The 8,535-nt window shown below is 47.8% G+C and carries 12 protein-coding genes; 4 read left to right on the forward strand and 8 right to left on the reverse strand.

Annotated elements, in window-relative coordinates; all coding sequences use genetic code 11:
* The first annotated feature begins 24 nt into the window (after positions 1–24).
* From trxB to A1sIA79_RS06860, 4 genes are read left to right on the forward strand one after another with little or no spacing between them, the layout of a single operon-like run.
* Positions 25–954 carry a thioredoxin-disulfide reductase gene (trxB, locus tag A1sIA79_RS06845; RefSeq protein WP_095675433.1) on the forward strand — a complete coding sequence of 310 codons (930 nt, stop codon included), beginning with the start codon at positions 25–27 and terminating at the stop codon, positions 952–954.
* A 52-nt stretch (positions 955–1,006) separates the two neighbouring features.
* Positions 1,007–1,330 (forward strand): thioredoxin, encoded by a 324-nt coding sequence (gene trxA / locus A1sIA79_RS06850; protein ID WP_095675434.1) that lies wholly within the window; start codon positions 1,007–1,009, stop codon positions 1,328–1,330.
* A gap of 28 nt (positions 1,331–1,358) precedes the next feature.
* Positions 1,359–2,357, forward strand: coding sequence for an N-acetylmuramoyl-L-alanine amidase (locus A1sIA79_RS06855; RefSeq protein WP_095675435.1), 999 nt, complete (start codon positions 1,359–1,361; stop codon positions 2,355–2,357).
* A 57-nt stretch (positions 2,358–2,414) separates the two neighbouring features.
* A complete protein-coding gene (locus A1sIA79_RS06860; protein ID WP_095675436.1) occupies positions 2,415–3,674 on the forward strand; it encodes an aminotransferase-like domain-containing protein in 1,260 nt (419 codons plus the stop codon).
* On the opposite strand, the gene A1sIA79_RS06865 is transcribed toward A1sIA79_RS06860, so the two are convergent.
* From A1sIA79_RS06865 to rpmH, 8 genes are read right to left on the reverse strand one after another with little or no spacing between them, the layout of a single operon-like run.
* Entirely contained in the window at positions 3,667–4,536 is an 870-nt protein-coding gene (locus tag A1sIA79_RS06865; protein ID WP_095675437.1) for a ParB/RepB/Spo0J family partition protein, read from the reverse strand. The genes A1sIA79_RS06860 and A1sIA79_RS06865 overlap by 8 nt on opposite strands.
* Entirely contained in the window at positions 4,536–5,444 is a 909-nt protein-coding gene (locus A1sIA79_RS06870; protein ID WP_095675438.1) for a ParA family protein, read from the reverse strand. Before A1sIA79_RS06870 ends, A1sIA79_RS06865 begins: the two co-directional genes overlap by 1 nt.
* 39 nt (positions 5,445–5,483) lie before the next feature.
* Entirely contained in the window at positions 5,484–6,065 is a 582-nt protein-coding gene (gene rsmG, locus A1sIA79_RS06875) for a 16S rRNA (guanine(527)-N(7))-methyltransferase RsmG (RefSeq protein WP_095675439.1), read from the reverse strand.
* A gap of 12 nt (positions 6,066–6,077) precedes the next feature.
* A complete protein-coding gene (locus A1sIA79_RS06880; protein WP_190277057.1) occupies positions 6,078–6,620 on the reverse strand; it encodes a Jag family protein in 543 nt (180 codons plus the stop codon).
* Between the two features lie 52 nt (positions 6,621–6,672).
* Positions 6,673–7,605, reverse strand: a complete 933-nt coding sequence (gene yidC, locus A1sIA79_RS06885; RefSeq protein WP_095675440.1) for a membrane protein insertase YidC — start codon at positions 7,603–7,605, stop codon at positions 6,673–6,675.
* Complete coding sequence (gene yidD / locus A1sIA79_RS06890) at positions 7,605–7,865, reverse strand: membrane protein insertion efficiency factor YidD (RefSeq protein ID WP_095675441.1); 261 nt, start codon at positions 7,863–7,865, stop codon at positions 7,605–7,607. The genes yidC and yidD overlap by 1 nt, the downstream gene beginning before the upstream one ends.
* A complete protein-coding gene (gene rnpA / locus A1sIA79_RS06895; protein WP_095675442.1) occupies positions 7,865–8,221 on the reverse strand; it encodes a ribonuclease P protein component in 357 nt (118 codons plus the stop codon). Before rnpA ends, yidD begins: the two co-directional genes overlap by 1 nt.
* A 26-nt stretch (positions 8,222–8,247) precedes the next feature.
* A complete protein-coding gene (gene rpmH, locus A1sIA79_RS06900) occupies positions 8,248–8,385 on the reverse strand; it encodes a 50S ribosomal protein L34 (protein WP_095675443.1) in 138 nt (45 codons plus the stop codon).
* Positions 8,386–8,535 lie beyond the last annotated feature (150 nt).

Here is an 8,535-nt window from a genome sequence, read left to right on the forward strand (position 1 = left end):
TGTTAAGCGCGATATTCTCACCCCATGAGCACAGATATTCGTGAGGTTGTCATTGTTGGATCTGGACCAGCTGGTTACACCGCTGCTATCTATGCCGCTCGCGCTCAATTAAATCCTTTAATGTATGAAGGTTCTGTCACCGCCGGCGGTGCGCTCATGAATACAACTGAAGTTGAAAACTTTCCTGGTTTTATTGATGGAATCATGGGGCCAGATCTCATGGATAACATGCGTAAGCAATCAAAGCGTTTTGGTACTGAACTGATTACCGATGATGTTGTTGAAATGGATCTCACTGGTGATATCAAGATTATTAAAGATGGGTCAGGAAATGTTGTTCGCGCCCGTTCGGTAATCCTTGCGATGGGTTCGGCATATAGAGAAATTGGTTTAGAGAACGAGAAGCGTTTATCGGGGCGTGGTGTTTCATGGTGTGCCACGTGTGATGGCTTCTTCTTTCGAGATCAAGAGATTGCTGTTGTTGGTGGTGGCGACTCCGCACTTGAAGAGGCAACATTTCTAACTAAGTTTGCAAGCAAAGTTGTATTGATTCACCGCCGTGGTGAACTTCGCGCCTCTAAGATTATGCAGGAGCGCGCATTTGCTAATCCTAAAATCGAATTGTTGTGGGATACCGAAGTCATTGATGTTCTAGGTGAGCAGAAAGTTGAAGCCCTCGAACTTCGTAACACTAAAACTGGAGAAGTAAGTAAGCGTAACTTCACTGGATTATTTGTAGCTATCGGGCATATTCCGCGCTCTGAGCTTGTTACATCTTCTGTGACACTTGATAACGAGGGTTATGTGAAAGTCGAAGGCCGCTCTACCCGCACAAACCTCGCTGGAGTCTTTGCCTGTGGTGATCTGGTCGATCACACCTACCGACAAGCCATCACAGCGGCAGGCTCGGGATGTCAGGCAGCTCTCGATGCTGAAAAGTTTTTATCCCACTAGTAACCTCAACCGCTATAGAATTACAAGAGCTAGATAGAAAATAGGAGTAAAGATGAGCGCACCAATCAAAGTCACAGCAGCCAATTTCGATGAGGTTGTGCTTAAAAGCAGCACGCCAGTGCTCGTTGATTTCTGGGCCGAATGGTGTGGTCCATGCCGCGCAATCGCTCCGATTCTTGATGATATCGCTGCAGAACACGGTGATAAGTTAAAGATTGTAAAGCTCAATACCGATGAAGAATCTGCCATCGCTATCAAATATGGCGTGACCTCTATTCCAATGCTCAATGTCTATGTCAATGGTGAAGTAGTAAAGACAATCATTGGTGCAAAGCCAAAGCCTGCTCTTCTGAAAGAGCTCGAAGGTTTCATCTAATTAACTTACTTTTAGGAAGAGTCTTGCTATGAAAGAGATGTCGGCCGATGACATTCGCTCTTTTCAGCAAGAGCGTGGTCTTCACATCACCGGTGAGCTCAACGAACAAACACTTCGCGCGCTAGAAGAGGCCAGATGGAAGTTGGGCGATCGCTCGCTCTATCTACAAAAGCCGCCATTGATGCACGGTGATGATGTGGCAGCTCTGCAATCGCGTCTGACTGAGATGGGTTTTCACTGCGGACGAGTTGATGGAATTTACGGAGCTATGACCGAAAGTGCTGTTAAGGAATTCCAAAAATCTGTCGGTGTTGCCATTGATGGTAAGTGTGGTCCGGCAACAATTATCGCAATGCTTCGTCTGACAAAAATTGTTTCCGGTGGTGCACCCGCAGCACTTCGTGAAAGTGCGCTGCAGAAAAATCGTGGGCCTGCTTTGGCTAATAAAGTAATTGTAATTGATCCAAGTTCAGAAGATTATGAGCGAGAGATTGTCTTTGATATTGCCCAGCGGTTAGAGGGACGTCTATTAGCACTGGGTGCATCTGTTTTTCTCACACGCGGTGCTAATAACAACCCCAGTGAAGAAGAGCGGATTTTATTTACCAATAAAAATAAGGCTGATTTGATGATTTCATTTCATATCGACCAGCACAAAAACCCAGAAGCACATGGTGTGGCAACATTTTTCTATGGCAATGACCAACATGGCGTGCACTCAATTGTGGGTGAAAGATTTGCATCCTTAGTACAGCGCGAACTCTGTGCACGTACTGATTTCCTGAATTGCCGCACACATGCAAAGACATGGGATTCACTTCGCCTGATCACCGCACCTGCAGTTCGTGTGGATCTTGGATATATCTCAAATAGCGCAGATGCTGCCCGCTTGGCCCGAGCCGAATTTAGAGACACCATTGCTGAAAGCTTCATTATTGCGATTCAGCGCCTTTATTTAGCGGCCGAAGATGATGCAAAGACTGGAACCTTGCGAATATCAGACCTACGTAGCGCAGGTCTTCGCTGATTAATGAAGAGGATATTCATTCGCTAGCATCGCTTGACCTATGGGAGACTTCTCCTTATGTCTGACATCTCTATCCGCTACCAAACCGGCGCCCCACAGAATCTCGAGAAGAGATTTGCTGCGCGCGCTGCCGAGATGCTGCCTTCAGAGATTCGTTCACTTTTTGCAGTTGCATCTCGCCCGGAAATTGTTTCACTCGCGGGTGGAATGCCAAATCTGTCTGCCCTTCCGATGGAGATGATTGCCGGGGTAGTCAAGGAACTCATTCTCACCAATGGTTCGGAAGCACTGCAATATGGAAGTGGCCAGGGACATCCGAAACTTCGGGAACAGATTTGCGATGTGATGGCACTTGAAGGAATTCGCGCAAACCCTGATGATGTTGTTATTACTACCGGTTCCCAGCAAGCACTAGATCTCATCTCTCGAATCTTTATCGATCCAGGTGATGTTGTCCTCGTTGAAGCTCCTTCTTATGTCGGTGCCCTCGGAACTTTCCGTCAATACCAAGCTTCAGTCGTTCATGTTGAAATGGATAACGACGGGCTTGTTCCAGATTCATTACGTGCAGCAATTAAGAGTGTGCGTGCTACCGGGCGCAAGATCAAGTTCTTGTATCTAATTCCAAATTACCAAAACCCCACTGGTGTTTGTCTGCCCGCTGATCGCCGCACCGAGATCTTAAGTATCTGCCGTGAAGAAGAAATCTTTGTCGTTGAAGATAACCCTTACGGGCTATTAGGTTTTGATAAGCCTTCCCCGAATGCAATGCGCGCCGAAGATTCTGAAAATGTTATTTACTTAGGCTCTTTTTCAAAGACTATTGCTCCTGGGCTTCGTGTGGGTTGGGCACTTGTTCCGCAATCACTGAAAGATAAGTTGGTGATTTCATCTGAATCTTCAATTTTGTGTCCGTCAAACTTCACCCAGCTCACTATCTCTAGTTATTTGGCTGATCAGCCATGGCGCGATCAGATTGCTAGCTTCTGTGAGCTTTATAAGGTGCGCCGCGATGCGATGCTGGAATCCCTAGAACAACATTTCCCAGCAGAGGCCACATGGACAAAGCCTGGTGGTGGTTTTTATGTGTGGGTTAATTTGCCGGCTGAAATTGATACTAAAGCTTTAATGCCAAAGGCGATTGTGGCCAAGGTTGCTTATGTGCCAGGCAGTGCCTTCTACGCAGATGGCCTGGGCTCATGGGCGATGCGTCTTTCTTATTGCCACCCAACACCAGAGCGGATTCGTGAAGGTGTGAAAGCACTCGGTGGTGTGATTAAGCAAGAGATGGGTCGCAGAGGAACCGCTCTTACTTAGAACCTTCGATGAGATCAACAATGCGTTGTAGATCTTCATTGCCTGCAAATTCGATAACAATCTTGCCTTTACCTTTACCACTCTCCACACTCACACGGGTATCAAGGTAATCACTTAAGAGTTCGGCGGCAGCTAAGCCGGCACCTGATACTCCCTTAACGCTAGATTTCTTAGCGCCCTTACTTGTTGGTTTCATGGTGGCGATAATTTCTTCAGTAGAGCGAACACTTAGCCCCTCTGCCACAATTCTGGAGGCAAGCTTTTCAATCTCTGTTGCATCTGTGAGTCCCAGCAGTGCTCGCGCGTGGCCGGCAGAAAGAACACCGGATGCAACTTTGCGTTGCACCGCATCAGGAAGATTTAATAACCGGATTGTGTTTGAAATCAGTGGGCGTGATCGGCCAAGTTTGAGAGCGAGTTCATCGTGGGTGCAGCCAAAGTCGCTGAGCAATTGTGCATATGCCGCGCCTTCTTCCAATGGGTTGAGGTTGCTGCGGTGAATATTTTCAATCAGTGCATCACGAAGAAGTTCATTATCCGGTGTCTGTCTAATGATGACAGGAATAGAAGTTAGCCCGGCAGCTTTAGCAGCGCGGTAGCGGCGTTCTCCCATAACGAGTTCATATTTATTCTCCGCAACTTTGCGAACTACAGGTGGTTGCAAGATACCGATTGATTTAATGGATGCAATTAATTCATTGAGTGCCGTTTCATCAAAGACTGTACGAGGCTGACGTGGGTTAGGTGAAATTTGGTTGATGGGCACTTCGTTTTGTTGTGCAACTTCAGTGCCGGCAACAGTAAGTGATGTGGGAATAAGTGAATCAAGATTTGTGCCGAGCCCACCACGTTTAATCGCCATTATGCAATTCCACCTTTGTAATTAATGCTGACTACATTTGAATCAAAGACAACATCATCTTTAGCTTTCCCTCGTTCTGCAATCTCACGGGCTACTTGCATATAAGCAATCGCACCCGGTGAGAGCGGGTCATAGGTCATCACTGTTTGGTTATATGAAGGTGCCTCTGAAACGCGCACCGCACGAGGAATAGGAATATCAATAAGTTCATTAGGAAAATGTGATCGCACATTTGCTGCAACATCATTTGATAAACGTGTGCGCCCATCAAACATAGTTAAAACAATGGTGGAAAGGTTAAGTGTTGGGTTTAATCTCTTCTTCACAACAGAGTAGGTCTCAAGAAGTTGTGACAAGCCTTCTAGTGCGTAGTACTCGGTTTGAATCGGGATTAACAATTCTTTTGATCCAGCAAATGCATTGATGGTAAGTAAACCTAGTGATGGTGGGCAATCAATAAAAATGTAATCATAATTTGCACTAATTTCATCGATAGCGGCCTTGAGTTGTAGTTCGCGGGCAACCATGGAAACTAAATTAATTTCGGCATTGGCAAGTGATGTATTTGAAGGAAGGCAATCAAGTGCTGGAAAACCTGCCACCTTTTGAATGACCTCTGAAATTTGCGCACTACCCATCAGCACTTCATAGACACCGGCTGATTGGCGGTGCTCTACCCCCAGGGCAGTTGAGGCATTTCCTTGTGGATCTAGATCAATAACAAGGACTCGCAAACCCCCCATAGAAAGGGCGGCTGCAATATTGACGGTGGTGGTGGTTTTACCCACCCCGCCCTTCTGATTTGCGACGGTGAAAATTCGGGTGGAGGCCGGCTTGGCCATCGCCTCTTTTAGCCGGCGAACCCCGACAACTTTGGGGAGTGTTTCACGTGAATCATCACCGGGCATGGGCCAATCTAACCACTCCTGGCGCCGCAGCTCCTTCGCCTAGCTCGGTTTGCGCAGTTCGACGATGCGCCCGAGGCCTATTCCTTCGAGTTCAATCTCATGGAGTACCGCGTTCTTTACCCCCACCATCTCGGCGGCGGCAGATTCACCCTTCATTGCAAGCAAGGCTCCCCCGGTTTTAACCATATGCCAGCTAATTTTCTTCAGCTTCTCTAACGGGGCCACAGCCCTGGCGGTGACGTATTCGGCGCTCTTCTTCACATCTTGGGCGCGCCCACGAATCACTTCAATACCAAGTCCCTCGGTCGCCTCTTTTAAGAATTCAACCCTGCGCTCAAGGGGTTCGATCAGGGTTACTTTTAGATCAGGACGAGCTAGGGCTATCACTATGCCAGGCAAGCCCGCCCCGGAGCCAATATCAAAAAGGGAGGCATTCTGAGGCAGAAGCTGGGTTACCGGTAGGCAGTTAAAGATATGGCGTTCCCAGATGCGCTCGCCTTCGCGGGGGCCAATCAGGCCTCGCTCAATTCCGGCGGTGGTCAGAAATTGCGCAAAGGCACGAATCTCTTCCTGGCGTTCTGGGAAGTAGCGGCCGACTAGCCCCTCTACTGATTGTTCCACGTGAAACTAGATCTACGCTGGGTAGATAACGACGAAGCGGTTTGGGTCTTCACCATCTGACTCTGAGGTCAGCCCTAAAGTCTGGATAGTGTCGTGGATGATTTTGCGCTCAAAGGCGTTCATTGGGTCTAGCTTGATTGAGCTGCCTGTGGTCTTTGCTTGTTCAGCCATCTCTTGCGCCAGAGCGGTGAGCTCTTTGCGGCGCCCTGCTCTAAATCCATCGATATCAAGCATAAGTCGGCTGCGATCCCCGGTTGCTGTCTGCACAGCTAGGCGGGTGAGCTCTTGGATTGAATCAAGGACTTCACCTTCTGCTCCCACCAGGTGCTTAAGTTTGCCACCCACGATTGCAAGAGCTGCCCGACCATTTTCCACATCGATATCGATATCGCCATCGAGATCTGCAATATCCAGTAGGCCTTCTAGGTAGTCGGCTGCGATATCGCCCTCTTCTTCAAGTTTGGCAGCACTTTTTGGAGCGCGCTCCTCTTTTGAACCAACCACTTCTTCGGTTGCTTCTAAAGTTTCTACTGTTGTTTCGGTGCTCTCTGACATCTTCTCATCCTTTGTCCGGGTTAAGCGTTATTAATAGTATTTGTCTGATTTATTACTTCTTCTTCTTTTTCTTCTTTGGTTGTTTTCGTTGTCCCAGAACTTCTGGAGCCTGCTCCTGGTTCTGGTCAATTTCAGTGCTCTGTGTTTTATTCTCTAACTTTTCTTTCTCCGCGCGCTTTTTTGCCAACGCCTCATATGCCGGAGATCCCGGTGTTGGGTTTCGTTTGATGACGTAGTACTGCTGTCCCCAAGTCCAGAGGTTTGTAGTCGACCAGTAGATCAATACACCCACTGGGAAGTTAACTCCTGAAACTGCAAAGATAACTGGGAATGCATACAACATAATTTTTTGCTGCTGCAACATCATATTGTTACTTGCATCCATCTTTGGCATGCCTTTAACCATGAGTTGGCGCTGGGTAGTAAATGTTGTGGCAGACATGAAGATAATCAAAATTACAGTGACGATGCGAACATTAAGGTCGGTAGTGCCTAAGAAGCTCTGTGAAATCTTGGCGCCGAAAAATGTCGCTTGCGCCGCGCTGTCTAGGAATTCGCCTTTAAGAAATCCGCGTCCGATAGGGGCTGCTACGCCTTCATCAGTCTTTGCTGCGATTCCGTTAAGCACGGTAAAGAGGGCGAAGAAAATTGGTGCTTGGGCAATGATTGGAAAACATGATGCGAGTGGATTTGTTTTGTGCTCTTTATAGAGCTTCATCATCTCTTCTGATTGCTTTTGACGGTCGTCCTTAAACTTCTTTTGAATCTCTTTCATGTGAGGTTGTAGTGCAGTCATTGCGCGTTGGCTTTTAATCTGCTTCACAAAAAGTGGGATCAGAATAATTCGGATGAGTATTACCAGACCTATGATGGAAAGAGTCCAGGTGACACCTGAGTCTTTACCAAATATGGGAGCAACCGCTTGGTGAATTGCCACCATGACACCAGAAACGATGCTATAGAGCGGGTTAAGAATTGAGTCCATTAGCGAGCTCCTACTAGTGTTTTATGGGCTTTTTTCGCATCTGCGCAATCAAGGTCTTCATCTACATAATCAACGCCGCCGAGTGACCACGGGTTGCAGCGAAGGATTCGGTATGAAGCCATCGCAATTCCTTTTAACCCATGGCGAGTAATCGCTGTGAGGGCGTAGTTAGAACAAGATGGGTAGTACTTGCATCGTGGCGCGAACGCGCTAGAAAATAATTGGTAGGCGCGGGTGAGTGCGGTAAGAAGTAACTTCATTAGCGCGCCTCAATTTTTTTAGAGCGCTCGATAAGTTTTTGGATAAGGGTAGAAATCTCTGACGCCACATTTTTATCATCGCTTTGTTTAAGAGCGCGAACAACAAAAAGTGAGCCGAGTGGGAGTTTTACAATATGAGGTGCGGCCGCGTGGCGAACTTTGCGCGCAAGGCGGTGACGTTTGACGGATCCGCCGACAGTTTTGTTAATGATGAGTCCGCATTTTGCTGATGCATTATTTGTGACAGGTGAGATGTAGAGATATCCAACAAAGTGTTCTGTAGTAACTCGGATTCCGCTTTTTGTTGCTCGGGCGAAATCAGAGCTTGAAGTTAAACGTGCGTCGGCTGGGAGCACGAGAAGATCCGTTGCGCTCTTAAACCTTAGGCAGAGAGCTTTATACGGCCCTTGGCACGGCGAGCAGAGAGAACTGCGCGTCCTGCACGGGTAGCCATGCGCGCGCGGAAGCCATGCTTCTTGGCGCGGCGACGCGTATTTGGCTGAAAGGTGCGCTTTGTCATGAGAACTCCAAAATGTTGAGGGCGCTTTAGCCCTAGCTGGTCATAAATACGGGGGAGGCAAGATGGCAAGGTTACGGGTGTGGATAGCCGCGGGTCAAACCAGCGATCTGCCCCTTCTACGCTCTGATAATTGTGGATAACCGCTTGCTA

It is taken from the genome of Candidatus Planktophila versatilis, assembly GCF_002288105.1.
Classification (GTDB): domain Bacteria; phylum Actinomycetota; class Actinomycetes; order Nanopelagicales; family Nanopelagicaceae; genus Planktophila; species Planktophila versatilis.

What these genes read in the sequence shown, in the direction of transcription:
- trxB (WP_095675433.1), top strand. Translation starts at nt 25, where the DNA reads ATGAGCACAGATATTCGTGAGGTTGTCATTGTTGGATCTGGACCAGCT.
- trxA (WP_095675434.1), top strand. Translation starts at nt 1,007, where the DNA reads ATGAGCGCACCAATCAAAGTCACAGCAGCCAATTTCGATGAGGTTGTG.
- A1sIA79_RS06855 (WP_095675435.1), top strand. Translation starts at nt 1,359, where the DNA reads ATGAAAGAGATGTCGGCCGATGACATTCGCTCTTTTCAGCAAGAGCGT.
- A1sIA79_RS06860 (WP_095675436.1), top strand. Translation starts at nt 2,415, where the DNA reads ATGTCTGACATCTCTATCCGCTACCAAACCGGCGCCCCACAGAATCTC.
- A1sIA79_RS06865 (WP_095675437.1), bottom strand. Translation starts at nt 4,536, where the DNA reads ATGGCGATTAAACGTGGTGGGCTCGGCACAAATCTTGATTCACTTATT.
- A1sIA79_RS06870 (WP_095675438.1), bottom strand. Translation starts at nt 5,444, where the DNA reads ATGCCCGGTGATGATTCACGTGAAACACTCCCCAAAGTTGTCGGGGTT.
- A1sIA79_RS06880 (WP_190277057.1), bottom strand. Translation starts at nt 6,620, where the DNA reads ATGTCAGAGAGCACCGAAACAACAGTAGAAACTTTAGAAGCAACCGAA.
- yidC (WP_095675440.1), bottom strand. Translation starts at nt 7,605, where the DNA reads ATGGACTCAATTCTTAACCCGCTCTATAGCATCGTTTCTGGTGTCATG.
- yidD (WP_095675441.1), bottom strand. Translation starts at nt 7,865, where the DNA reads ATGAAGTTACTTCTTACCGCACTCACCCGCGCCTACCAATTATTTTCT.
- rpmH (WP_095675443.1), bottom strand. Translation starts at nt 8,385, where the DNA reads ATGACAAAGCGCACCTTTCAGCCAAATACGCGTCGCCGCGCCAAGAAG.